At 70.2% G+C, this 23507-nt stretch carries 22 protein-coding genes; 15 read left to right on the forward strand and 7 right to left on the reverse strand.

All coding sequences use genetic code 11. The features are described 5' to 3' along the window. Positions 1 to 75 precede the first annotated feature (75 nt). The 3 genes from ACGFSA_RS25470 to hutI are packed head-to-tail and all read left to right on the forward strand — an operon-like array spanning position 76 to position 3871. A complete protein-coding gene (locus ACGFSA_RS25470; protein ID WP_393308009.1) occupies positions 76 to 1290 on the forward strand; it encodes an allantoate amidohydrolase in 1215 nt (404 codons plus the stop codon). Continuing rightward, the gene (locus ACGFSA_RS25475) at positions 1281 to 2666 is read left to right on the forward strand and encodes a formimidoylglutamate deiminase (protein WP_393307911.1); all 1386 of its coding nucleotides are present in this window, start codon (positions 1281 to 1283) and stop codon (positions 2664 to 2666) included. The genes ACGFSA_RS25470 and ACGFSA_RS25475 overlap by 10 nt, the downstream gene beginning before the upstream one ends. A 32-nt stretch (positions 2667 to 2698) precedes the next feature. Further along, positions 2699 to 3871, forward strand: a complete 1173-nt coding sequence (gene hutI / locus ACGFSA_RS25480) for an imidazolonepropionase (protein WP_393307913.1) — start codon at positions 2699 to 2701, stop codon at positions 3869 to 3871. An 88-nt stretch (positions 3872 to 3959) separates the two neighbouring features. On the opposite strand, the gene ACGFSA_RS25485 is transcribed toward hutI, so the two are convergent. The 3 genes from ACGFSA_RS25485 to ACGFSA_RS25495 all read right to left on the reverse strand — a co-directional run bounded on the left by ACGFSA_RS25485 (position 3960) and on the right by ACGFSA_RS25495 (position 7331). Further along, entirely contained in the window at positions 3960 to 4289 is a 330-nt protein-coding gene (locus ACGFSA_RS25485) for a hypothetical protein (RefSeq protein ID WP_393307915.1), read from the reverse strand. 12 nt (positions 4290 to 4301) lie between these two features. Continuing rightward, positions 4302 to 6296 carry a DNRLRE domain-containing protein gene (locus tag ACGFSA_RS25490; protein WP_393307917.1) on the reverse strand — a complete coding sequence of 665 codons (1995 nt, stop codon included), beginning with the start codon at positions 6294 to 6296 and terminating at the stop codon, positions 4302 to 4304. 72 nt (positions 6297 to 6368) lie between these two features. Next, the gene (locus ACGFSA_RS25495; RefSeq protein WP_393308011.1) at positions 6369 to 7331 is read right to left on the reverse strand and encodes an RNA polymerase sigma factor SigF; all 963 of its coding nucleotides are present in this window, start codon (positions 7329 to 7331) and stop codon (positions 6369 to 6371) included. 306 nt (positions 7332 to 7637) lie between these two features. On the opposite strand from ACGFSA_RS25495, the gene ACGFSA_RS25500 reads away from it, so the two are divergent. The 6 genes from ACGFSA_RS25500 to ACGFSA_RS25525 all read left to right on the forward strand — a co-directional run bounded on the left by ACGFSA_RS25500 (position 7638) and on the right by ACGFSA_RS25525 (position 13150). Next, entirely contained in the window at positions 7638 to 8006 is a 369-nt protein-coding gene (locus ACGFSA_RS25500; protein ID WP_393307919.1) for an STAS domain-containing protein, read from the forward strand. 236 nt (positions 8007 to 8242) lie between these two features. Next, complete coding sequence (locus tag ACGFSA_RS25505) at positions 8243 to 8746, forward strand: ATP-binding protein (RefSeq protein WP_393307921.1); 504 nt, start codon at positions 8243 to 8245, stop codon at positions 8744 to 8746. A 187-nt stretch (positions 8747 to 8933) separates the two neighbouring features. Beyond that, positions 8934 to 9593 carry a peptidase gene (locus ACGFSA_RS25510; protein WP_393307923.1) on the forward strand — a complete coding sequence of 220 codons (660 nt, stop codon included), beginning with the start codon at positions 8934 to 8936 and terminating at the stop codon, positions 9591 to 9593. Positions 9594 to 9663: 70 nt separating this feature from the next. Beyond that, positions 9664 to 10662: a hypothetical protein gene (locus tag ACGFSA_RS25515; RefSeq protein WP_393307925.1), complete on the forward strand. Its 999-nt coding sequence runs from the start codon at positions 9664 to 9666 to the stop codon at positions 10660 to 10662. After that, positions 10659 to 11786, forward strand: coding sequence for a hypothetical protein (locus tag ACGFSA_RS25520; RefSeq protein ID WP_393307927.1), 1128 nt, complete (start codon positions 10659 to 10661; stop codon positions 11784 to 11786). The genes ACGFSA_RS25515 and ACGFSA_RS25520 overlap by 4 nt, the downstream gene beginning before the upstream one ends. A gap of 14 nt (positions 11787 to 11800) precedes the next feature. Continuing rightward, the gene (locus ACGFSA_RS25525) at positions 11801 to 13150 is read left to right on the forward strand and encodes a hypothetical protein (protein WP_393307929.1); all 1350 of its coding nucleotides are present in this window, start codon (positions 11801 to 11803) and stop codon (positions 13148 to 13150) included. An 81-nt stretch (positions 13151 to 13231) separates the two neighbouring features. Here the strand turns inward: ACGFSA_RS25525 and ACGFSA_RS25530 are convergent, their stop codons facing one another. Beyond that, a complete protein-coding gene (locus tag ACGFSA_RS25530; RefSeq protein ID WP_393307931.1) occupies positions 13232 to 14722 on the reverse strand; it encodes an oligopeptide:H+ symporter in 1491 nt (496 codons plus the stop codon). Between the two features lie 492 nt (positions 14723 to 15214). Between ACGFSA_RS25530 and ACGFSA_RS25535 the strand changes: the two genes are divergently transcribed. Continuing rightward, complete coding sequence (locus tag ACGFSA_RS25535; RefSeq protein ID WP_393307933.1) at positions 15215 to 15892, forward strand: response regulator transcription factor; 678 nt, start codon at positions 15215 to 15217, stop codon at positions 15890 to 15892. Positions 15893 to 15907: 15 nt separating this feature from the next. Then, positions 15908 to 17173: an ATP-binding protein gene (locus ACGFSA_RS25540; protein ID WP_393307935.1), complete on the forward strand. Its 1266-nt coding sequence runs from the start codon at positions 15908 to 15910 to the stop codon at positions 17171 to 17173. Positions 17174 to 17230: 57 nt separating this feature from the next. On the opposite strand, the gene ACGFSA_RS25545 is transcribed toward ACGFSA_RS25540, so the two are convergent. Continuing rightward, positions 17231 to 17749, reverse strand: coding sequence for a GtrA family protein (locus tag ACGFSA_RS25545; RefSeq protein ID WP_393307937.1), 519 nt, complete (start codon positions 17747 to 17749; stop codon positions 17231 to 17233). Positions 17750 to 17924: 175 nt separating this feature from the next. Between ACGFSA_RS25545 and ACGFSA_RS25550 the strand changes: the two genes are divergently transcribed. From ACGFSA_RS25550 to ACGFSA_RS25560, 3 genes are read left to right on the forward strand one after another with little or no spacing between them, the layout of a single operon-like run. After that, entirely contained in the window at positions 17925 to 19076 is a 1152-nt protein-coding gene (locus tag ACGFSA_RS25550; RefSeq protein WP_393307939.1) for a 5-(carboxyamino)imidazole ribonucleotide synthase, read from the forward strand. Continuing rightward, entirely contained in the window at positions 19073 to 19612 is a 540-nt protein-coding gene (gene purE / locus ACGFSA_RS25555) for a 5-(carboxyamino)imidazole ribonucleotide mutase (RefSeq protein ID WP_266984915.1), read from the forward strand. The genes ACGFSA_RS25550 and purE overlap by 4 nt, the downstream gene beginning before the upstream one ends. A 45-nt stretch (positions 19613 to 19657) precedes the next feature. Continuing rightward, complete coding sequence (locus ACGFSA_RS25560; protein WP_393307941.1) at positions 19658 to 20878, forward strand: dipeptidase; 1221 nt, start codon at positions 19658 to 19660, stop codon at positions 20876 to 20878. Positions 20879 to 20975: 97 nt separating this feature from the next. On the opposite strand, the gene ACGFSA_RS25565 is transcribed toward ACGFSA_RS25560, so the two are convergent. Then, positions 20976 to 21338 (reverse strand): VOC family protein, encoded by a 363-nt coding sequence (locus ACGFSA_RS25565; RefSeq protein WP_393307943.1) that lies wholly within the window; start codon positions 21336 to 21338, stop codon positions 20976 to 20978. Between the two features lie 114 nt (positions 21339 to 21452). Here ACGFSA_RS25565 and ACGFSA_RS25570 point away from each other — a divergent pair, with 114 nt between their 5' ends. Then, the gene (locus ACGFSA_RS25570; RefSeq protein ID WP_393307945.1) at positions 21453 to 21965 is read left to right on the forward strand and encodes a CGNR zinc finger domain-containing protein; all 513 of its coding nucleotides are present in this window, start codon (positions 21453 to 21455) and stop codon (positions 21963 to 21965) included. A gap of 28 nt (positions 21966 to 21993) precedes the next feature. Here ACGFSA_RS25570 and ACGFSA_RS25575 read toward each other — a convergent pair whose 3' ends face one another. Next, a complete protein-coding gene (locus tag ACGFSA_RS25575) occupies positions 21994 to 23337 on the reverse strand; it encodes a UDP-glucose dehydrogenase family protein (protein WP_393307947.1) in 1344 nt (447 codons plus the stop codon). Positions 23338 to 23507: the final 170 nt, after the last annotated feature.

A 23507-nucleotide genomic window follows, 5' to 3' on the forward strand; every position in this document is an offset into this window, starting at 1 on the left:
GAGGGTTTCCCGGCGCCCATCCTCCCCCATGGTCCGCAGGGACCGGGAGGGGCCGGGCAGCCGTCCTTCCAGGCCATGTGGAAGGAACTTGCCCCCATCGGACGCCACCCCGAGAGCGGTGGGTACCGGCGGTACGCCTGGACCGGTGCCGATGCCGACTGCCGGGTCTGGTTCCGGGAGCAGGCCGAAGCGCGTGGGCTCGGGTACGAGGTCGACCGGAACGGGAATCAGTGGGCCTGGCTCGGGGATCCGCTCGGTGACGACGCCGTCGTCACCGGGTCGCACCTCGACTCCGTGCCCGACGGCGGTGCGTTCGACGGGCCGCTCGGTGTGGTCTCCTCCTTCGCGGCGCTCGACGAACTCCGCGGCAGAGGAGCCGAGTTCACCCGGCCGTTCGCCATCACCAACTTCGGTGACGAGGAAGGGGCCCGGTTCGGGCTCGCCTGTGTCGGGTCCCGGCTCGCCGCCGGGCAGCTGACCGTCGAGAAGGCGCGCCGGCTCCGCGACGGCGACGGCATCACGCTGCCGCAGGCCATGGAGGCGGCCGGGTACGACCCCGACGCCATCGGCCCGGACCCCGAGCGGCTGGCCCGCATCGGCGCGTTCGTCGAGCTCCATGTCGAGCAGGGGCGCTCCCTCGACCTCAGCGGCGACCCGGTCGGTATCGCCTCCGCGATCTGGCCGCACGGCCGCTGGCGGTTCGACTTCCGGGGCGAGGCCAACCACGCGGGGACCACCCGGCTCGTCGACCGGCGCGACCCGATGCTCACGTACGCCGAGACCGTGCTGGCCGCCCGCCGCGAGGCGGAACTCACCGGTGCTCTCGCCACCTTCGGGAAGATCGCCGTCGAGCCGAACGGCGTCAACGCCATCCCCTCCCTCGTCCGTGGCTGGCTCGATTCGCGCGCCGCCGACCAGGACACCCTCGACGCCGTCGTCACCGGCATCGAGCGGGCCGCCCGGGAGCACGCCGAGCGTGCGGGCATCGATCTCGATGTCGTACGGGAGTCCTTCACGCCCGTCGTGGAGTTCCAGCACGCCCTGCGTGACGAACTCGGCAAGATCCTGACCGGCCGAAGCGGCGGCGACGCGGGCCGCGCCGTGCCCGTCCTCGGCACCGGCGCCGGGCATGACGCGGGTATTTTGTCCGCTTCGGTCCCTACCGCCATGCTGTTCGTACGGAACCCCACCGGGATCTCGCACTCGCCGGCCGAGTACGCCGCCGAGGACGACTGCACCGCCGGGGTGATCGCACTCGCCGATGTACTGGAAGGTCTCGCGTGCAGCTGACAACGACACCGACGGGCGCGCGCCGCACCGCCACGTTCTGGATGTCCCACGCCTGGCTCGGCACCCATGTCGAGCCGGGCGTGACCCTGGACGTCGCCGACGGGCGGATCGCCGGGATCCGTACCGGCGTCGACGCCCCGCCGCCGGGCGCCACCGTGCTGCGCGGGCTCACGGTGCCCGGGCTCGCCAACACCCACTCGCACGCCTTCCACCGCGCACTGCGCTCCACCGTCCAGGTCGGCTCCGGCACCTTCTGGACCTGGCGCGAGCTCATGTACCAGGTCGCGTCCCGGCTCACCCCCGATACGTACTACGACCTGGCCCGTGCCGTGTACGCCGAGATGGCGCTGGCAGGCATCACCGCGGTGGGCGAGTTCCACTATCTGCACCACGCGCCCGGCGGAGCCCCGTACAACAACCCGAACGCGATGGGCGAAGCCCTGATCGCCGCCGCCGACGCGGCCGGGATCCGGATCACCCTGCTGGACACGGCCTATCTCGCCGCCGGATTCGGGCAGCGGGCCGGCCAGTACCGGGAGCCCGACCGGCACCAGCTGCGCTTCTCCGACACCACCGCGGACGCCTGGGCCGAACGCGCCTCCCTGCTCAGGAGCGGCGACCACGCCCTGATCGGCGCAGCCGTCCACTCCGTACGCGCGGTGCCCGCCGGGCAGCTCGCGACCGTGGCGAAGTGGGCCGAGGAGCGGCAGGCGCCCCTCCATGTCCACCTCTCCGAGCAGACCGCGGAGAACGACGCCTGCCAGGCCGCCCACGGCTGTTCCCCCACCCGGCTCCTCGCCGACCACGGGGTCCTCGGCCCGCGCACCACCGGCATCCACAACACCCACCTCAGCAGTGAGGACATCGCGCTGCTCGGCGTCTCGGCCACCGGCACCTGCATGTGCCCCACGACCGAACGCGACCTCGCCGACGGCATCGGACCCGCCGTCGCCCTGCAGCGCGCCGGCTCGCCGCTCTCTCTCGGGAGCGACAGCCACGCCGTGATCGACCTCTTCGAAGAGGCCCGCGCGATGGAGCTCAACGAGCGTCTGCGCACCCATACCCGCGGCCACTGGACGGCGGCCGCACTGCTGCGCGCCGCCACCGCCGACGGGCACGCCGCCCTCGGCCGGTCCGACGCGGGCACCCTGGAACCGGGCGCGCTCGCCGACTTCACCACCGTCGCCCTGGACTCCGTCAGAACAGCGGGACCGGTGCCCCGACTTGCCGCCGAGGCAGTCGTATTCGCCGCCTCCGCGGCCGATGTGCGCCATACGGTCGTGGCAGGCCGGCACATCGTCCGCGACGGGCAGCACACGCTCGTCGAGGACGTCCCCGCAGCACTCGCCTCGGCCATCGCCGTCCTGCACGGCTGACCCCGGACCCTCGCAAGGAGAGCAGTCCCCCGATGACGACGACCGCCATCACCAACATCGCCAGTCTGGTCACCAACGACCCCTCCCTCGGTGACGGTTCCCCCCTGGGCCTGATCCTGGACGCGGCCGTCGTCATCGAGGGCGACCGGGTCGTCTGGACCGGTGAATCAAGCAAAGCACCCGCCACTGACACCGCCGTCGACGCGGGCGGCCGCGCGGTGATCCCGGGATTCGTCGACTCCCATTCCCACCTCCTCTTCGCGGGCGACCGCACCGAGGAGTTCAACGCCCGGATGTCGGGCCGCCCCTACACGGCGGGCGGTATCCGCACCACGGTCGCCGCCACCCGCGCCGCCACCGACGACGAGCTGGACGCCAACGTCGTCCGCTATCTCGCCGAGGCGCTCCGCCAGGGCACCACCACGTTCGAGACCAAGTCCGGCTACGGGCTCACCGTCGAGGACGAGGCCCGCGCCCTGCGCATCGCCGCCCGCCACACAGACGAGGTCACCTACCTCGGCGCCCACGTCGTCCCCCCGGACTACGCCGACGATCCCGCCGGGTACGTCGACCTGGTCACCGGGCCGATGCTCGACGCCTGTGCCCCGTACGCCCGTTGGGTCGACGTGTTCTGCGAAAAGGGCGCGTTCGACGGCGACCAGGCCCGCGCGATCCTGACCGCGGGCATGGCCAAGGGCCTGCACCCCCGGGTCCACGCCAACCAGCTCACCCACGGCCCCGGCGTCCAGCTCGCCGTCGAGCTGGACGCCGCCTCCGCCGACCACTGCACGCACCTCACCGACGCGGACGTCGACGCCCTCGCCCAGGGCAGCACCGTCGCCACACTCCTCCCCGGCGCCGAGTTCTCCACCCGCGCGAACTGGCCCGACGCCCGCCGCCTCCTCGGCGCGGGGGCCACCGTCGCGCTGTCCACGGACTGCAACCCGGGCTCGTCGTTCACCTCGTCCATGCCCTTCTGTATCGCCCTGGCCGTACGCGACATGGGCATGACTCCGGACGAGGCCCTCTGGTCCGCCACCGCGGGCGGCGCGGCGGCCCTGCGCCGTACGGACATCGGCCGCATCTCCCCGGGCGCCCGCGCCGATCTGGTGCTCCTGGACGCGCCCAGCCACGTCCACCTGGCCTACCGGCCGGGCGTGCCGCTGGTCCACGCGGTCTGGCAGCGCGGCGAACGCGTCGTCTGACCCGCACAGCACGACGCGAACGCGCCGCCCGGCACGGTGCCGGGCGGCGCGTCATGTCACAGCAGGGCGAACACGGCCCGACGCGGTTCTAGGCCCAGGGGATCCACCCCGGCGCCATCCACGTCGCCGCCGCGGCTCCGCACAGAAGGCAGAGCGCCTTGTCCGCCCAGCGGGGCGCGCCGAGCTTGACTGCCGCGTCTGCCGCTTCGACCGTGATCAGCAGACCGCTGAGGAGGACGAGAGGACCGTCGCTCCAGGTGATCTCCGGGCGGCCGACGGCCAGCCAGCCGACCGCGATGCCCACCAGGCACAGGCAGGTGTAGAGCGCGCGCGGGCTAGGCCTGGAGCGGAGTTTGTTCCTCGACCGGTGGACGAAGATGAGCGCGAGCTGCGCCAGCAGCGCTATCAGCGCGAACATTGTGCACGGCTCCTAGAACTTGCAGGCATTCTGGATGGCGGAGATGCCGAGGAGCGCTGCGATGGCCTTGCGGTGTGCCGAGGTCATCTTCCGGCGCTTGGTGTAGGTGCGGATGAGGTTCGCCGTCTTCTTGACGCCGATCCGCTTCACCAGCCGGATGGCGGTCAGCACACGTGCCGAGGAGCCTACCGGCGTCAAGGTGGCGATGACACCGGCGATGGCCGCCGCGCACTTGGTGATCTTCCACGTGGTCGACCAGAACCCGGGGTCGATCACGATGGGGAAGGCGCTGGCCGAGGAGAACTCGACTTCCTGGACGATCTTGTTGCCGACGACCTTGTAGGCGGTGGGCACGTCCTTGCCGTTGGCGTCCTTGGCCCAGGGGGCGTCGAAGAAGGCGGCGGCTTCCTTCGCGGGTGCCTTCTCGGCGTTGTCGTCGCCCGCCGAGTACAGGGAGACGGAGCCGTCGTCGTGCGTGACCGCGCTCACGCCCGCGGGGATCTGGAAGCTGGTCTCGTAGGTCTTGGGGGCCGCGCTGCTCTTCAGGATGTTCAGCGTGCGCGAGCCACCGTCAGCGGTGGGCTGGACCACGGTGTCGACGGGCCCGGTGGAGTTGTAGACGACGTTGCCTCCGACCTGGGTGCCCTTGGATCCGGCCTCCGGAATGGAGAGCTGGTTGGGCATGAGGGAGTTCTTGACGTCGATGGAGTTGTTCTTGCCGTCCCAGGGGACGGAGATGACGTTGTCCTCGGTCACCGCGATGGAGGCGTACGTGGAGTCCGACGAGGTGGCCGCGGTGATGTCGGCCGCGTCGGAGTAGGTGTCGGTCAGCCCCAGCGTGTTCTCGGCGGCGGTCGGCTTCCAGGCGGTGTCGACGGTGAAACGGACCGGGTCGGACCAGCCGTTGGCGTAGTGCTCGCCGTCGTAGGTGGTGGTGCGGAAGCTGTAGGTCTTGCCGGAGGTGAGCTTCCCGGCGGGCACCTCGACCTGCGAGGTGGCGTTCGCCGCCGCCGCGGGTGCGTTGAGGGTGGTCACGACCGTGCCGGTGGCGGTGTCGGTGATCTCGTAGGTGCCGACGATGGTGTCGTCACCGTTGGTGTCCTCGGTGGAGAACCGCAGGATCGGGGTGGTGGTGTTGACCTTGAAGATGCCGCCGTTGGAGATGAAGGGCGGCCCGGCCTGCAGATTGGCGCCGTTGCGGGGCCGGTAGTTGTAGGTCACCTCCAGGGTGGGGACCTTGGTCTGGTCGGCGGCGTCGGCGGAGTAGAAGCGCTTCCAGCCGTATGTGTCGGACTCGTCGGCGGCGTTCAGCGCGATGCTGCCGGTCTCGGCCTTGGCCGAGGCCCAGGTCTGGGCGAGCCTGGTGATGTCGGCCGTGGCCCAGCCCTCGGTCTTGCACGTCGCGGACTTCGTGTCCGTGGAGGTGGCGATCTTCTCGAGACGCGAGGGCTGCTTGGTCCAGCGGGTGCTCGTGTTCGCGGCCCCCGCGGCCCACACCTCCCAGGCGCGCTTCTCGCACGACCAGGAGTGGTAGTTCCACATCTTCAGCGTTGCCTTCGACACGAGCGCGTCGGCGAAGTTGGAGGTGCGGAAGGTGAGGAAGGAGCGCGCGACGCGCTTGGTGGTTCCCTCGTAGTCGCCGGGCCAGCCGACCTTCAGGTCGGTGTTCACCGACTGGTCCGTGGTGTCGCCGCCCTGCACGAAGGTGTCGAACAGTACGTCGAGTGCGTCGGTCGAGGGGTCGATGGTGACCGGGTACTGGGTGTTCTCGTCACGCAGCCACGCGGTGTCCGGCCGCAGGACCAGTTCGGCGGTGTCGCCGGACTGGGTCACCTCCATGGCGATCTTCCTGCGGTTGGTGTGCTCCAGGGAGCGGGGGTCGACCTGGCTGTCCCACATCGTGGGCGCGGGCATGGTCGCGACGATCTCGCCGGACGCGTCACGGAAGTCGATGCCCCCGTCGTCGGAGGCGTGGGTTGGGGTGCGTGCCCGGCTGATGCCGGGCATGCGGAAGGGCCCGCCCCCGGCATCAGCCGTGGGGGCGGGCCCTTCCGCAAGTCCGGCGTACGGTACGCCCGTTCACTCCTCCAGGGTCAGTCCCTTGCGGAGTCTGACCAGCGTGCGGGAGAGCAGCCGGGACACGTGCATCTGCGAGATGCCCAGCTCCTCACCGATCTCCGACTGCGTCATATTGGCGACGAACCGGAGCGAGAGGATGCGGCGCTCGCGCCGCGGCAGCGAGGCGATCAGCGGCTTCAGGGACTCGACGTACTCGATGCCTTCGAGCCCGTGGTCCTCGTAGCCGATCCGGTCCGCCAGCGCGCCCTCGTGGTCGTCCTCCTCGGGCTTGGCGTCCAGCGAACTCGCGGTGTACGCGTTGCTCGCGGCCATGCCCTCGACGACCTCGTCGTCGGTGAGTCCGAGGCGGTCGGCGAGTTCGCCCACGGTGGGCGCCCGGTCGAGCTGCTGGGCGAGTTCGTCGCCCGCCTTGGCCAGGTCGAGCCGCAACTCCTGCAGCCGGCGCGGGACGCGCACGGACCAACTGGTGTCGCGGAAGAATCGCTTGATCTCGCCGATGACGGTCGGCATCGCGAAGGTCGGGAACTCGACGCCCCGGCTCAGCTCGAACCGGTCGATCGCCTTGATCAGGCCGATGGTGCCGACCTGGATGATGTCCTCCATCGGTTCGCTGCGGGAGCGGAACCGTGAGGCGGCGAACTTGACCAGGGCCAGGTTCAGTTCGACGAGTGTGTTGCGCACGTACGCGTACTCGTGGGTGCCCTCTTCGAGGGACTCGAGCCGCGCGAAGAGTGTCTTCGACAGCGCTCTGGCGTCCGTTGCGCCCACTTCGTCGTACGGCGGGATCTCGGGAAGTCCTTCGAGACCGTCGCCGCCCTTGGCGCTGCTGATGTCGCTGGTGCTGCTGGTACTGCGGCGCGGAGCGGGTACGGCGACCGCGGCAGGGGAGTCTGATTCGGTCAGTCCCTGAGGACATGCTGACGTCGCGATGTGGGTACGCGGTCCGTCGAGCCGGGGTGACATGGTCTCCTCCATCGTTCTCGGCATATGGCTGCCGATGCCCATACGTGTTCCTGCGGTGAAGCGGCGCCTCCAAAGCCGGTCGTGTTTCGGGTGTCCCTCTACCCTTACCCGGTTCTGACGTGCGGATACAACCGCCAATTGACGCCATATGTCCGGTTTGTTGGGGTTTTCGGCTACCGTGTGCCGCACGGAACGCGTAGTGTTTTACGAGCGTCAGCGACAGCTACACACGCAACCGCACGCGCCATCGCAGAGGGCGACGTGCATGGTGACGCAGGCAGTGACGAACGGCGAAGAGGGACGGGCATGGACCGCCAGACGGTCGGCAGTGCGAACCGGGGTCGACTTCAGGTCGAGGTCCGGACCGAGGGGCGCAGTGAGGTAGTGACGCCGGTGGGTGAGTTGGATCACCACACCGCCGATCTGCTCCGCGAACCCCTTGAGGGCGCGGTCGAGCGAGGACGGACCCGCCTGGTGGTCGACTGTTCGCGACTCGAATTCTGTGATTCCACCGGGCTCAATGTGCTGCTCGGTGCCCGCCTCAAGGCGGAGGCGGCCGGGGGAGGGGTCCATTTGGCCGGAATGCTGCCGATGGTGGCGAGGGTCTTCGAGATCACCGGGGCCGAGGCGGTCTTCATCGTCCATGACTCCCTCGAATCGGCGCTGGGCACCTGATCGCGGCCCGGAGCGCAGCCCCACCCGTCCCGGGTGTCGCCTGCCTCACGCATTCCGCATGGGCGAAGTGGGTGTTGTCACGATACGGCGGGGCAGGAGACATCCCGGCGAACCTCTCGTGACCCGGGCGGCCCGCACACTCTGTATGCGGCCGGTATCCGTATCGGCAGCTGCGGCCGTATCTGTATCTGTAACTGTTCAATGGCGACATGGTGAATCGGTGAGGTGAAGCGCTGATGAGCACCACCCGGCAGCATCCGCCGGGCGACCTCGGCCGGGAGCCGGAGGGCGCGGGCGACGGCGCCGACGCAGCCTCCTCCGGGCCCGTCGACCGGCGGTGGCGCACGCTGCCCCTGCGGGGGGTCAGCGGCATCGTCCCGACAGCCCGCGATTTCGCCCGTCAGGCACTGCACGACTGGGGCTGGCTCCCCGCGTCGAGCGCCGACCGGCGCGCAGCCGCCGAGGACGTCCTGCTGGTCGTCTCCGAACTGGTCACGAACGCCTGCCTGCACGCGGAAGGACCCGAGGAGCTTCGCGTCGCCTGCACCTCGAAGGTGCTGCGGGTGGAGGTCGTCGACGGCGGTGCGGGACAGCCCGCGCCGCGTACCCCGCACCGGGCGGGCCGGCCCGGCGGGCACGGCATGTTCATCGTGCAGCGGCTCTGTCTGGACTGGGGTGTCCAGCGGGTGCCGGGCGAGCCCGGCAAGACCGTATGGGCGGAGCTGGCCGCCCCCGCGTAGTCACCACCCGAACCGTCGGGCCGTGCGGCCCCCTCCTCGCCCCCGAAGAGCGCGCCGGATCGGCGCGCTCTTCGTCTTCCCTCCATACGGTCCCAGGCGTACCTTGAGCGCCCGATCTGATGTGTCGTCAGTAACTTGCGTCGGAGTGATGCGGTGCGCGGCGACTTCCGGCATGAGGGGAACTGAGGTGCCGTACCCGAAGCGAACAGCTCTCGCGCTGGCGTCCGCGCTGGCCGGCTCGGTGGTGCTGCTGGCCGCGCCCGCCGCCCATGCCACGGTCGTCGACGTCGACTACAAGTGCAAGACGCCGATCGGCGCCAAGAGCGCGGTGTCGCCCATCGACATCAAGGGCGTGAAGAGCGGCAGCAGTTACACGCTCACGATGTCCTTCCAGAAGGGCGTCTCGTCCAGCCCCGTCGAGCTGGGCAAGGGCGCCATGAAGCCCAGCGCGGTCATCCGGCTGAGCGGCGCCGAATCGGGTCAGGTCCAGGTCACGGGACCGGCGAACGCCGAGGCGATCCCGGCGAACACCCCGATCAGGATCAGTGACCTGTCGGGTACGTACACCCCGAAGAAGAGCGGCAAGGTCGGCTTCACCGCCGGAGCGCTCACCATCAAGGCGCTCGGTACGACCACGACCTGCACCCCGGGCAACAGTCCGAAGCCGTCGCTCGAACTCGATGTGACGGCGGCGGGCGGCTCGAAGGACACCTCGGAAACGACCCTCCCGAAGACCGGACCGCTCGACTCGGCGACGGCGCTCGGGACGCTCGGCGGCACGGTACTGCTGACCGGTGCGGCCGGGGTGCTGTGGTTGACCCGGCGCGGACAGCGGGCCGCGGGCTGAGCTCCACGGAGCCGCCGCGCGCCGTCCGTACGTACACGTCCGTTCTGTACGCAGCAGGGAGCCCGCCCCGATGCCACCGTTGACCGGTCACTCCGCCCGAGCCGTTCTCGCCGCCCTGCTGTGCGCTTTCGCCTGCGCCTTTTTCGCGACCCCGGCGACCGCCGCCGGGGTGAGCGGCGCGGACTGGACGGCGCGGCCCGCGGCGGGCGGTGGGACCCGGAGCGGCGAGGACGGCGGCAGACCGTACTTCTATCTGGAGGGGCTGCCCGGCACGGTGCTGCAGGACCGGCTCTCCGTCACCAACCCGGGCACCGCCCCGGTCACGGTGCGACTGCGCGGGGCGGATGCGTACAACGCCGAGGGTGGTGACTTCGCCGTACGCGGAACGAAGGACTCCACCGGGACCGGCGCCTGGCTGCGGCTCGCCGCGGACCGGGTGACCGTGCCCGCCCGTACCCGCGCCGAAGTTCCGTTCTCCGTCACCGTCCCAGCCGGTGCATTGCCGGGCGACCACCCGGGAGCGATCGTCGCCGAGAGCTCCGGGCGCTCGGTGGGCGTACGCGTTCATCTGCGGGTCGGCGGGCCCACGCTGACCGCGCTGACCGTCGAGGACGTCGGCGTGTCCGGGCGGACCATCCACTACACCCTGGTCAACCGGGGCAACGCGGCCCTCGCCCCACGCCTCGCCGTCAGCGCGGACGGGGTCTTCGGCACCCTGCTGCGGCGCGAGGCACGGAACCTGCCGGTGGACCTGCTGCCCGGACAGCGGGTGAAACTCACCGAACCGTGGCGGGACGCCCCCGCCTTCGATTCCGCCACCGTCCGGCTCCGCGTCACCGCCGCCGGCGGAGCGCACAGCGAGGCAACCGCCCCGGCGGTCTTCGTCCCCTGGGCACCGGTGACCGGCGGCGCCCTGCTGGTCCTGGCCGCGGCCGCCGCAGGCGTGTACGCGTACCGGCTCCGGCGCAGCCACCGCCGGCCACCGGGCGACGACGGCCCGGACCATGGCGACGCGGCTCGGACCACGGCAGAGAGAAGGCACTTGGTGAAGGCGGGAGCGCAATCGTGAGACGACAGACCGGACCGGCGTCCCTCCGGCGCGGCAGCCACCGGTGGGCCGCCGCGCTCCTCGTCGCGCTGCTGCCCGCCCTGCTGCTCCTGCCCGCGCCCGGCGCCCGTGCGGCGGACGGAAAGCCCGCGGTCACCCTCTCCGAGCAGCAGGCGGGCAAGGGCAGCGACATGACCGTCAAGGGCACCGGATGGCGGCCGGACACCCTGCTGATGATGCTGATCTGCGGACAGTCCGCGCCCGGCACGGGCGTCATCGGCGGCACCAACTCCTGCGCCAACGCCGATGGACGCGCCGTCACCACCGACGCCAAGGGCGCCTTCAGCAAGAAGATGCCGGTCTCCGAACCGCCCAAGCCGTGCCCCTGCGTGGTGCATGTCGCGACGGTCACCGGGGAACAAGCAGCCGCCGACGCCCGGTTCGTCGTCGCCGGACATCCCGTCGCCCCACTGCCGGAACAGACGGACGGCGGAAAGCTCGCGGTGCTCGCCACCACCCGGCTGGAGGGCGACAGCGGAATCCTCACCTGGTTCGGCGCCCCGCCCTCCCGGCAACTCGTCTTCACCGTGGGCAACCTCGGCTCGGCGCCGGTCAAGGACCCGGTCTTCCGGGTCGGCACCGCGCACGGCGTCTTCGCCCCGCAGTGGGAGGAGCGGCAGTGGCGCGGCACCATCGCGCCCGGCCGCAAGGCACAGATCGGACTGCCGGTCGAACTGACGGCGGGCGCCCACGGCGACTACCGGATCTCCCTGCGGTACGGGACGAAGACACTGGCCGAACAGCCGTGGGGGGTGGGCCGCCCCTGGGGCGTCACGCTCTTCTGGATCCTGCTCTGCGTCGTCGTACCGGCCGCGGTGTTCCGTATCGGCATGGCGATCGTCGACAAGGTGCGGCCCCGCGCCGCGTACACCCCGGCCCGCGCCGGTCGTCATCGCCATCCGCTGCCGGCCGACAGGACGGCGAAGCTCCCGAGGCTGCGCCGGGGACCGCGGACCCCGGCGACCCCCTCGACAGCGTCCGCGACAGGACCCGCCCCGGGCGCGACCACCACGGCCGCGCTGCCGTGGTTCACACCGGATTCCGCACCGTCGGAGAACAGACCCACGACGAAGGGACATTCGTGAGCACGCAACGGAGGATGAGCGCGGCCGGAGTCGCGCTGATGCTCGGCGGCGCGGGGATCCTGCTGGCCGCGAGCCCAGCCCTGGCTGCCGACGTGTCATACAGGACGGAGTGCATACCGCCGTCCATCTCCGGACTGCCTCCTGTGCAGGGCACGACCGAGGTGCGGTTGACCGCACCCGCCGAGGCAAAGGTCGGGGACAGCGTCGAGGTGGTGTGGAAGACGGTCCAGGCCGCTTCCAGGAACCCCGACGTCCTGGACCTGGAGAAGGACACGGTCAAGCCGACCGGCACCATCGAGGTCGGCGGTGCGGCCACGGGAACGCTGCGGATGGAAGGGCCACGGCAGAACCCGCCGATCCCCAGGAACAGCGCCATGATGCTGCCCGACATGAAGGGCACGCTGAAGCTGGAGAAGGCCGGTGAGATCACGCTGACGCCGGGCGCGTACAACATCAACGTGTCGAAGCCGGTCTCCACCGACACCAAGTGCTCCCCGAAGGAGACCGTTCAGCCGGGCGCGACGATCAAGGTCAGGGACGGCGGCGGTACGACGGCGGGGGGTACGACCACCGGCACGACAGCGGGTGGCTCGACCACCGGCTCCACCACGGCGGGCGGCACGACGGCGGCAGGGGGGACGACGGCGGGCACGACGGCCGGCGGTACGGGCACCGGAGGTCCTGACTCCGGCGGCACCACCGCCGGGTCGGGCGGCGGCGGTGGTCAGACCGACTTCGAGGGCAAGGAGGTGTCTGTCGCGTACGCCTGCAAGACCCCGATCGGTGACAAGAACGCCACCTCCCCGGTGAAGATCGACGCGAAGAAGAACGGCGGCAGCTTCGACCTCACGGTGAAGTTCAGCACGTCGGTCATGAACAGCCCCGCCGACATCCCGGCCGATTCGGTGAAGCCCTCCATGGAGGTCGAGCTCGGCGGAGCCGACAAGGGCACGGTCCATGTCGAGGGCCGCACCAACAAGGAGCCCATCAAGTCCGGCAAACCCATCGGGATCCCCGATCTCACGGGTACGTACAAGCCGGGCGCGAGCGGTAGGTCCACCCTCAGCCCGGGCGTGCTGACCGTGAAGGCGCTCGGCACGACGACGACCTGCACCCCGCCCGCCGGTGTCGCGGTCTCCCTGGAGCTGGACACCTCGTCCCAGCCCGGCGGGGCCGTGGGCGGCTCGGACACGGGCGGCGCCACGACCGGCGGCGGTACGGACTCCGGAGGCGGACTGGCCGAGACCGGGGCCGAGGACAACGGCACCCTGCGCGCACTCGGCCTGGTCGCTGGTACGGCGATCCTGCTGGGCGGCGCCGTGTTCACGTTCACCCCGTGGCGCAGGCTGCGCGGCACCCGGTGAGCTGAGCCGCCGGAAGCACGAAGGGCCGCCGCACCGATGATCCGGTGCGGCGGCCCTTCAGTGCTTCAGCGCTTCAGTGCCTCAGCGCACGTCGCCCATGAGCTGCTTGACCTTGTTGCGGTACATGAAGATCGCGACACCCGCGGCCGCCGCGAGGGCGGCCTGCAGAGCGACGATACCGGTGCCGTTCAGCTCGACACCCGCGATGGAGAGCAGACCCGTGGTGCAGTCACCGGCGGTGACGGCCAGGAACCAGACACCCATCATCTGGCTCGCGTACTTGGCCGGAGCCATCTTCGTGGTGACGGAGAGACCGACCGGGGACAGCGTCAGTTCGGCGATGGTCTGCACGAAGTAGATCGCGACCAGCCACATCGCGGCGGCCTTGTGACCGTCCGTGGCGATCGTCAGCGGCATCAGGAAGAGGAAGAACGACGCACCGACCAGCACCAGACCGGAGCTGAACTTCACGATCGTGCTCGGCTCCTTGCCACGCCGGTTCAGCGCCAGCCAGAAGGCGGCGAAGACCGGGGCCAGCGCCATGATCAGGACCGGGTTGACCGACTGGTACCAGGAGACCGGGAAGTCCCACCCGAGGACGCTGTTGTCGGCCGAGTTGTCGGCGAAGATCGCCAGGGTCGAACCGCCCTGGTCGTAGATCATCCAGAACATGGCGGCGGCGACGAAGAACCAGATGTAGCCGGACATCTTCGACTGCTCGGCGGCGCTGAGCTCCTTGTCGCGCTTGATGCGCGTCAGGACCGTCACCGGAATGACCAGACCCGCGATGGTGATCGGGACCAGGATCCAGTTGAGCGTGTAGACGCCGGTGACGACCGTCACGATGTAGAAGACGGCCGCGATGGCCAGCCAGATCATGCCCTTCCGCAGCGTGCCGGCGCGCTCGGCGGCCGACAGCGGCTTCGGGACGACGAGGCTGCGCTCGTTCAGGTGGCGGGTGCCGAGCAGGTACTGGGTGAGGCCCAGCCCCATGCCGACCGCGGCGAGCGCGAAGCCCAGGTGCCAGTTGACGTTCTCACCGATGGTGCCGATGACCAGCGGGGCGGCGAAGGCGCCCACGTTGATGCCCATGTAGAAGACCGTGAAGCCACCGTCGCGGCGCGGGTCGTCCGGTCCGTCGTAGAGGTGGCCGACCATCGTGGAGATGTTGGACTTCAGCAGACCGGAGCCGAGGGCGACGAGTCCGAGACCGGCGAAGAAGGTGCCCTGCGTGGGCAGCGCCAGCGCCAGGTGGCCGATCATGATGACCGTGCCGGCGACGGCGACCGTCTTGCGGGGGCCCCAGACACGGTCGCCGAACCAGCCGCCGGGCATCGCGAGCAGGTACACCAGCGACACGTAGACCGAGTAGATCGCCGTGGCCGTGGCGGGGTTCATGTGAAGCCCGTTGGGAGCTATCAGGTAGAGGGGAAGCAGGGCCCTCATGCCGTAGTAGCTGAAGCGCTCCCACATCTCGGTCATGAAGAGAGTGGCCAGGCCGCGGGGGTGGCCGAAGAAGGTCTTCTCGGAGCCAGCCGTGCCGGCGGAGTCCTTCGTCAGGCTGGACGCCATGGTCGATCCTTGCTTGCTCGGGACGCGACGCCTCGTGAGCGTGACGCGCCCGGTGGGGGGAGGCCGGCACCGACGCGGCAAACGCCCCACCCCTCACGCCTGAGAAGGGATTCGCTCCGGACTCCGCACGCTGTGCGGAGCGGGTACCGGAGTCGGGGGACCAGCTGCATCGGGATCCACGCCCGGCGCACATCCTTGCGCTCCGGGCCCGGCCACAGGTCATTCACTGAAGTCAGGGCTGGCAGTTACCAGCCCGTGCACAAAAGAGACCCTTGGCGCTTAAAGCTGCCCAAAGGTCTTTGAGTAGTGCAACAGGCGTCGAGTCACCATACGACACCACGGTGGCCGATATGAAAGGACTTGAGACATGGATCACAGGTTCTGGTGCAACCAAATCGCGTATTCCAAGGCGGCCCTCCGAATTGGGACGCAGACCTACAGGCCTTGTGGATCACCTCCCGGTGGCCGCCCCATGCGGACTACCATCACTCCATGACCCGTGTACTGCTCGCCGAGGACGACGCTTCCATCTCGGAGCCGCTGGCCCGCGCCCTGCGTCGGGAGGGTTACGAGGTCGAGGTCCGCGAAGACGGTCCGACCGCTCTCGACGCCGGCCTCCGGGGCGACATCGACCTGGTCGTGCTCGACCTGGGCCTGCCCGGGATGGACGGCCTCGAAGTAGCCCGACGGCTCCGCGCCGAGGGCCACGCCGCGCCGATCCTCGTGCTCACCGCCCGCGCCGACGAGGTGGACACCGTCGTCGGCCTGGACGCCGGAGCCGACGACTACGTCACCAAGCCGTTCCGCCTGGCCGAACTCCTCGCCCGGGTCCGGGCGCTGCTCCGGCGCGGTGCCACCGACCAGGCCCCGCAGCCCGCCACGCACGGGGTGCGGATCGACGTCGAATCGCACCGGGCCTGGATGGGAGACGAGGAGCTCCAGCTCACCGCGAAGGAGTTCGACCTGCTGCGGGTCCTGGTCCGCGACGCCGGCCGGGTCGTCACCCGCGACCAGTTGATGCGCGAGGTCTGGGACACCACCTGGTGGTCGTCCACGAAGACGCTCGACATGCACATCTCCTGGCTCCGCAAGAAGCTCGGCGACGACGCGGCCAACCCTCGCTACATCGCGACCGTCCGGGGCGTCGGCTTCCGGTTCGAGAAGAGCTGACGTACAGAAACAGTCATGCGCCGCCGACTGATCAACTCCACGCTCGCCGTGGTGCTCGTGGTGATCGCCGTCTTCGGCGTCTCCCTCGTCATCGTCGAGACCCGCACCATCAGCCACAGCGCCCAGGAGAGTGTCGACTCCGAGGCGCTGCGGCTGATCAGCGTGGTCGAGAGCCGGCTCCTCGGGGCGGAACGGATCAACCCCGGGGTGCTGGCCCAACAGGTCGCCCACAACCGGTACGCCCTGGTCGAGATCCCCGGCCGCACCCCCATCACAGTGGGCACGCGTCCCACCGGCAGTGTGATCAGAAGCACGGCGAAGGGGGAGCAGGGCGAGAAGGTCACCGTCGAGGAGTCCAGCTCCGCCGTCACCGGCGAGGTCGGGCGCACGCTCCTGATCATCGGCGCGGTGGCGCTGCTCGCGATCGTCTCCGCGGTGCTCCTCGCCGTACGCCAGGCCAACAAACTGACCTCGCCGCTCACCGATCTCGCCGAGACCGCGGAACGCCTGGGCTCCGGTGACCCGCGGCCGCGCCACAAGCGGTACGGGGTGCCGGAGCTGGACCGGGTCGCGGACGTCCTCGACTCCTCCGCCGAACGGATCGCCCGGATGCTGACCGCGGAACGCCGGCTCGCAGCCGATGCCTCCCACCAGCTCCGCACGCCGCTGACCGCGCTCTCCATGCGGATCGAGGAGATCTCCGTCACCGACGACCCGGACACGGTGAAGGAGGAGGCGAACTTCGCCCTCACTCAGGTCGAGCGCCTCACCGACGTGGTGGAGCGGCTGCTGACCAACGCCCGCGACCCGCGCACCGGCTCGGCGGTCGTCTTCGACCTCGACGAGGTCGTCAAGCAGCAGATCGAGGAGTGGCGCCCCGCCTACCGCGGCGAGGGCCGCGCCATCGTCCGCTCCGGCAAACAGGGCCTGCGGGCCGTCGGCACGCCGGGCGCGGTCGCCCAGGTGCTGGCCGCACTGATCGAGAACTCACTGATGCACGGCGGCGGCACGGTGGCCCTGCGCACCCGGGTCACCGGCAACCAGGCGGTCATCGAGGTGACGGACGAGGGCCCCGGCGTCCCGCCCGATCTGGGCGCCAGGATCTTCGAGAGGACGATCAGCGGCCGCAACTCGACGGGAATCGGCCTCGCGGTCGCCCGCGACCTGGCCGAGGCGGACGGCGGTCGCCTGGAACTGCTCCAGCAGCAACCGGCGGTCTTCGCCCTGTTCCTGAGCCGGGTGGCCCGCAGCCGCGAGGAACCGGAACGACCGGTCCGCTGAATCGAGCCCGCCGAGGGGAGACCGAGGGCGAAGCGGCAATCGGACGCCCCCGCTGCCTCAACGCCGTACGGGCTCCGCCGACTCTGCCGCCACCCGCTCCGCGGCCCCGCGCCCCTGTGCCACCACGCCTACGCCGTCTTTGGCAGGCAGCGCCTTGAACACCCAGCTCCGGTAGGACCAGAACCGGAACAGCGTCGCCATCCCGATTCCCAGGATCTTGAAGACGTTGCTCTGGACCGGGCCGTTCCACCCGAACCCGTACGTCGCCGTGTACAGCACACCGTTCTCGATCGCCGCACCCACCACGCTGAACAGCAGGAACAGCGTCAGTTCCCGGGTCCGCCCGGTCTTGTCACGGTCCCGGTACGTCCAGTAGCGGAAACCCACGTAGTTGAAGAGGATGGCGACGAACGTGGCCAGCAGACTGGCCCGGACCACTTGAAGGTTCGTGGTGTGCCACAGCAGGTTGGACACCGCCACGTTGACCAGCAGGCCCATCGCACCGACCATGCCGAACTTGGCGACCTCCCGGGCCAGCGCATCCAGCCGGGTCCGTAGTACGCCCCGTTCGTTCATGGTGATGGCTCAGCCCCGTCCGTGGATTCGGTCAACCTGGTCATGCTATCCAGGCCTCCTATGAGATTCCTGTGAGCATCCATCGAGGCGTGGCGAGCCTGTGACACGGAGCCTTCGGCCGCCGCCCCCAGGGGCATCGTCCGGCGGTCCCGGGGACGCCCGATACCCTGGAGGCGTGACGTTCCCGGTAGTCGGCATGGTCGGCGGCGGTCAGCTCGCCCGTATGACCCACGAGGCGGGCATCCCCCTCGGCATCAAATTCAAGCTCCTCAGCGACACCCCTCAGGACTCGGCGGCCCAGGTGGTGAGCGAAGTCGTCATCGGCGACTATCGCGACCTGGACACGCTGCGCGCCTTCGCACGGGGTTGTGACGTGATCACCTTCGATCACGAGCACGTCCCGACCGAGCATCTGCAGGCCCTGGAGGCAGACGGCATTCGGGTACGCCCCGGCCGCGACGCGCTGATGCACGCCCAGGACAAGGGGGTGATGCGCGCGAAGCTCAGCGAGATCGGCGCGCCCTGCCCCCGCCACCGCATCGTGACGGACCCGGCGGACGCCGCGGCGTTCGCGGCCGAGGTCGGTGGCTTCCCCGTCATTCTGAAGACGGTCCGCGGCGGCTACGACGGCAAGGGCGTCTGGGTGGTCCGCTCCGAGGCGGACGCGGCCGACCCGTTCCGGGCGGGTGTCCCGGTCCTCGCCGAGGAGAAGGTCGACTTCGTACGGGAGCTGGCGGCCAATATTGTCCGCTCGCCCCACGGCCAGGCAGTCGCCTACCCGGTGGTCGAGTCCATCCAGGTCGACGGCGTCTGCGATACGGTCATCGCCCCGGCCCCCGAGCTGAGCGAGCAGCTCGCCGGCGAGGCCCAGCAGCTGGCCCTGCGGATCGCCGCCGAGCTCGGTGTCGTCGGCCACCTCGCCGTCGAACTCTTCGAGACCCGCAAGGACGACGGGACTCCCGGCATACTCGTCAACGAGCTCGCGATGCGCCCCCACAACTCCGGGCACTGGACCCAGGACGGCGCGATCACCTCCCAGTTCGCCAACCACGTCCGGGCCGTTCTCGACCTGCCGCTCGGCGACCCGCGCCCGCGCGCCACCTGGACGGTCATGTGCAACGTCCTCGGCGGCGACTACCCGGACATGTACCAGGCGTACCTGCACTGCATGGCCCGCGACCCGCAGCTCAAGATCCACATGTACGGCAAGGACGTGAAGCCCGGCCGCAAGGTCGGACACGTCAACACCTACGGCGACGACCTGGCGGACGTGCGTGAGCGCGCCCGGCACGCGGCCGACTACCTGCGAGGAACGATCACCGAATGACTTCCCCCGCCTCCGCCGCACCGGTCGTCGGCATCGTCATGGGTTCGGACTCCGACTGGCCCGTCATGGAAGCAGCGGCCAAGGCCCTCGACGAGTTCGAGATCCCGTACGAGGTCGACGTCGTCTCCGCCCACCGCATGCCGCACGAAATGATCGCGTACGGGGAGAACGCCGCGGACCGCGGCCTCAAGGCGATCATTGCGGGCGCGGGCGGCGCAGCCCACCTGCCCGGCATGCTCGCGTCGGTCACCCCGCTGCCCGTCATCGGCGTCCCGGTTCCGCTGAAGTACCTGGACGGCATGGACAGCCTGCTGTCCATCGTGCAGATGCCGGCCGGTGTGCCCGTCGCGACGGTGTCGGTCGGCGGTGCGCGCAACGCGGGTCTGCTCGCCGCCCGTATCCTCGCCGCCCACGACAGCGAGCTGCTGGCCCGCATGCGGGAGTTCCAGCAGGAGCTGAACGACCAGGCGACCGAGAAGGGCAAGCGGCTGCGCAGCAAGGTCGAGGGCAGCGACTCCTTCGGCTTCGGCAAGTAGCCTCGGCAAGCAGACACAGCGGACAACGAGCGGAAGCGGGCGACCATGGCGGATCAGATCACGGACCACTCCGGGGACCACCTCGCACAGGCTGCGGAACTCCTCGCCGAGTACCCGGTCGTCGACGGTCACAACGATCTGCCCTGGGCACTTCGCGAACAGGTCGGGTACGACCTGGACGCCCGCGACATCGCCACCGACCAGTCCGCCCACCTCCACACCGACATCGGGCGGCTGCGCGCCGGTGGCGTCGGCGCGCAGTTCTGGTCCGTCTACGTACGGTCCGACATGGCGGGCGACGAAGCCGTCAGCGCCACCCTCGAACAGATCGACGTGGTCGCCGAGCTGCTGGACCGCTACCCCGCGGACCTGCGGCGCGCCCTGACCGCCGACGACATGGAGACGGCCCGCACCGAGGGCCGGATCGCCTCCCTGATGGGCGCCGAGGGCGGTCACTCCATCAACAACTCGCTGGGCACCCTGCGCGCACTGCACGCCCTCGGCGTCCGCTACATGACGCTCACCCACAACGACAACATCGCGTGGGCGGACTCGGCGACGGACGAGCCCGGCGTCGGCGGTCTCTCGCCGTTCGGCCATGAGGTCGTACGGGAGATGAACCGCACCGGCATGCTGGTCGACCTCTCCCATGTGGCGGCCACGACGATGCGCGACGCGCTCGCCACCTCCACCGCGCCGGTGATCTTCTCGCACTCCTCGTCGCGGGCGGTCTGCGACCACCCGCGCAACATCCCCGACGACGTCCTCGCGCAGCTCCCGGCCAACGGCGGCATCGCCATGGCGACCTTCGTACCGAAGTTCGTCCTCCCGGAAGCCGTCGCCTGGACCCGGGCCGCGGACGAGAACATGCGCGCCCACGGCCTGCACCACCTCGACACCACCGCGCAGGCCATGAAGATCCACGCCGCCTTCGAGGCGGCCAACCCGCGCCCGATGGCCACCGTGGCGACGATCGCCGACCACCTCGACCACATGCGCGAGGTCGCCGGGATCGACCACATCGGCATCGGCGGCGACTACGACGGCACCGCCTTCCTCCCCGAGGGCCTCCAGGACGTCGCGGGCTACCCGAACCTGATCGCGGAGCTGTTCGGCCGCGGCTGGTCGAGCGCCGATCTCGCCAAGCTCACCTGGCAGAACGCGGTACGGGTGCTGCGCGACGCCGAGGCCGTCGCCCGCGACCTGCGGACGCGACGCGGCCCGTCCCACGCCACGATCGAGCAGCTGGACGCCCAGGCCGGCTGAGCATCCGGAACCGAAAGTGCGGGGCGCCCCGAGGGCGCCCCGCACTCTTTACTCTTTCGGTCCGCTTACTCTTTCGGTCCGCGCGCGAACAGCCCCTTCAGCACGCACACAGACAGAACGGGTGCCCCGCGGGATCCGCGTACACCCGGAAGGTCCGCTCCCGGTCCGCCGCGTCCAGCACGGTCGCGCCCAGCGCGAGCACCTCCTTCTCCGCAGCGTCCAGATCCGGGACGGTCAGATCCAGGTGGAACTGCTGCGAACCGTCCGGACGCGGCCACCGCGGCGGCACGAAACCGGGCGCGGCCTGGAACGCGAGCGGCGTGGCCGCTCCGCCGGTCAGCTCCACCCAGTCCTCGCCGCCGTCCTCGACCTTTCCGCCGAGCAGCCCGGCGTAGAACCCGGCGAGCGCGACGGGGTCGGGACAGTCCAGAACGACAGCGCCCAGTGTGGCGACAGCCATGACACTTCCTCCTTCGAGCAGGGACAGTCTTCGAGCAGAAGTGTGGTTACCTCTACGTCGCTTCAACAGGTAACCGTTACCGCATACTGCCGCACTGGAGGTAACGTCGCAACCATGAATGAGAAGGAATCCGCACCCGGTGGACTCGCGCTGATCGAGGCCCTGGTCAACACACTGGACATCGAGACCGGTGCGGACACCCTCGACACAGCGGACGGGCGCGCCACCCTCTCTCTCGCCGAGTCCGAGGTCCCGGACGCGCGCGTGCTGCGCGAGGCGCTCCGTACCGTCTGCCTCGCCCATGCCGGCCACCGCCCGCCGGACGGCGCCGCCGCGCCCCCGCTCGACCGGCTGCTCGCCGAAGCGCCCCTGCGCGTCACCGTGGACGCGGCGGGCGTCGCGTCACTGCGGCCCGCGGCGGAACCGGCCGGCCTGACCGCCCGTGTGGCGGCGGCCATCGCCACCGCGGCGGCCGACGGCACCTGGGCCCGGCTCAAGGCATGCGAGGCCGAAGACTGCCAGTGGGCGTACTACGACCGCAGCCCGGCGGGGCGCCGCCGCTGGTGCTCCATGTCGGTGTGCGGCGCCCGCGCCAAGATGCGCACCTACCGCGCGAAGCGCGGCTGAGGTCTTCCGGAAGGAAGGCCCGGGATCGTCAGGCCTTCGGGCGCCCCATCGCCCGGTACGTCCAGCCCGCCTCGCGCCACAGCGCGCTGTCCAGCGCGTTGCGGCCGTCCAGAATGATCCGGTGCGCGGCGGCCTCCCCCAGCGTCGCCAGGTCCAGCTCGCGGAACTCGCGCCACTCCGTCAGGTGCAGCACCACGTCCGCGCCGCGCACCGCGTCCAGCGCCGACTCGGCATACCCGAGCGTCGGGAAGAGCAGCCGGGCGTTGTCCATGCCCTTCGGGTCGTAGACGGTGACCTGGCCGCCCTGGAGATGGATCTGCCCGGCCACGTTCAGGGCCGGCGAGTCGCGTACGTCGTCCGAGTCCGGCTTGAACGTCGCACCCAGCACCGCCACCCGCTTGCCGAGGAACGAGCCCCCGCCCACGGCCTCCCGGGCCAGCTCCACCATGTGACCGCGGCGCCGCATGTTGATCGAGTCGACCTCACGGAGGAAGGTCAGCGCCTGGTCCGCGCCCAGCTCACCGGCGCGCGCCATGAAGGCCCGGATGTCCTTCGGCAGACACCCGCCGCCGAAGCCGATCCCGGCCCGCAGGAACTTGGCTCCGATCCGCTCGTCGTGACCGATCGCCTCGGCCAGCTTCACCACATCACCGTCGGCGGCCTCGCAGACCTCCGCCATCGCGTTGATGAAGGAGATCTTGGTCGCCAGGAACGAGTTCGCCGAGGTCTTCACCAGTTCCGCGGTCGGGAAGTCCGTCACCACGAACGGCGAGCCCTCCGCGACCGGCACCGCGTACACCTCGCGCAGCAGCTTCTCGGCCCGCTCGCTCTCCACGCCGACGACGATCCGGTCCGGGTGCAGGGTGTCCTTCACGGCGAAGCCCTCGCGCAGGAACTCCGGGTTCCAGGCCAGCTCCGCGTCCGCGCCCGCCGGCGCCAGCTCCGCCAGCCGCGCCGCGAGCCGTGCCGCCGATCCGACCGGCACGGTCGACTTCCCGACGACCAGGGCGGGCCGGGTCAGATGCGGCGCCAGCGACTCGAAGGCGCTGTCGACGTAGCTCATGTCGCAGGCGTACTCGCCGTGCTTCTGCGGAGTGTTCACGCAGACGAAGTGGACGTCGCCGAAGTCCGCCACCTCTTCCCACGAGGTGGTGAACCGCAGCCGCCCGGTGGATCCCTCGATGCCCGCGACGTGCTTGTGGAGCAACTCCTCCAGTCCTGGCTCGTACATCGGGACCCGGCCGCTGCTGAGCATCTCGATCTTCTCGGGCACGACATCGAGACCGAGGACTTCGAAGCCCAGTTCCGCCATGGCCGCGGCGTGGGTGGCGCCGAGGTAGCCGGTGCCGATCACAGTGATCCTGAGGGCCATGGAGTGCTCCTGAGAGATGCGGACAGACATGCGGTGAACGAGCATAGTCGTGCCTCTGAAGGCAGGGTTTTACGGGCTCGGGGGACCCCTGTCGCGAAGCTCACGTGCAGCGCGCATAGGCCTTTGTGCGCCAGGCACCTAAAATTGGGTTACTTAACGGTAGTTAGCAT

Origin of the sequence: Streptomyces sp. NPDC048496, assembly GCF_043200055.1 — a bacterium.
Lineage (GTDB): Bacteria > Actinomycetota > Actinomycetes > Streptomycetales > Streptomycetaceae > Streptomyces.

Excerpts from the sequence above, each read along its gene's own strand:
- ACGFSA_RS25495 (WP_393308011.1), bottom strand. The coding sequence starts at position 7,331 with ATGTCACCCCGGCTCGACGGACCGCGTACCCACATCGCGACGTCAGCA.
- ACGFSA_RS25530 (WP_393307931.1), bottom strand. The coding sequence starts at position 14,722 with ATGGCGTCCAGCCTGACGAAGGACTCCGCCGGCACGGCTGGCTCCGAG.
- ACGFSA_RS25500 (WP_393307919.1), top strand. The coding sequence starts at position 7,638 with ATGGACCGCCAGACGGTCGGCAGTGCGAACCGGGGTCGACTTCAGGTC.
- ACGFSA_RS25470 (WP_393308009.1), top strand. The coding sequence starts at position 76 with ATGTGGAAGGAACTTGCCCCCATCGGACGCCACCCCGAGAGCGGTGGG.
- ACGFSA_RS25505 (WP_393307921.1), top strand. The coding sequence starts at position 8,243 with ATGAGCACCACCCGGCAGCATCCGCCGGGCGACCTCGGCCGGGAGCCG.
- hutI (WP_393307913.1), top strand. The coding sequence starts at position 2,699 with ATGACGACGACCGCCATCACCAACATCGCCAGTCTGGTCACCAACGAC.
- ACGFSA_RS25565 (WP_393307943.1), bottom strand. The coding sequence starts at position 21,338 with ATGGCTGTCGCCACACTGGGCGCTGTCGTTCTGGACTGTCCCGACCCC.
- ACGFSA_RS25515 (WP_393307925.1), top strand. The coding sequence starts at position 9,664 with ATGCCACCGTTGACCGGTCACTCCGCCCGAGCCGTTCTCGCCGCCCTG.
- ACGFSA_RS25490 (WP_393307917.1), bottom strand. The coding sequence starts at position 6,296 with ATGCCCGGCATCAGCCGGGCACGCACCCCAACCCACGCCTCCGACGAC.
- ACGFSA_RS25560 (WP_393307941.1), top strand. The coding sequence starts at position 19,658 with ATGGCGGATCAGATCACGGACCACTCCGGGGACCACCTCGCACAGGCT.
- ACGFSA_RS25535 (WP_393307933.1), top strand. The coding sequence starts at position 15,215 with ATGACCCGTGTACTGCTCGCCGAGGACGACGCTTCCATCTCGGAGCCG.
- purE (WP_266984915.1), top strand. The coding sequence starts at position 19,073 with ATGACTTCCCCCGCCTCCGCCGCACCGGTCGTCGGCATCGTCATGGGT.
- ACGFSA_RS25540 (WP_393307935.1), top strand. The coding sequence starts at position 15,908 with ATGCGCCGCCGACTGATCAACTCCACGCTCGCCGTGGTGCTCGTGGTG.
- ACGFSA_RS25545 (WP_393307937.1), bottom strand. The coding sequence starts at position 17,749 with ATGAACGAACGGGGCGTACTACGGACCCGGCTGGATGCGCTGGCCCGG.
- ACGFSA_RS25485 (WP_393307915.1), bottom strand. The coding sequence starts at position 4,289 with ATGTTCGCGCTGATAGCGCTGCTGGCGCAGCTCGCGCTCATCTTCGTC.
- ACGFSA_RS25525 (WP_393307929.1), top strand. The coding sequence starts at position 11,801 with ATGAGCGCGGCCGGAGTCGCGCTGATGCTCGGCGGCGCGGGGATCCTG.
- ACGFSA_RS25570 (WP_393307945.1), top strand. The coding sequence starts at position 21,453 with ATGAATGAGAAGGAATCCGCACCCGGTGGACTCGCGCTGATCGAGGCC.
- ACGFSA_RS25575 (WP_393307947.1), bottom strand. The coding sequence starts at position 23,337 with ATGGCCCTCAGGATCACTGTGATCGGCACCGGCTACCTCGGCGCCACC.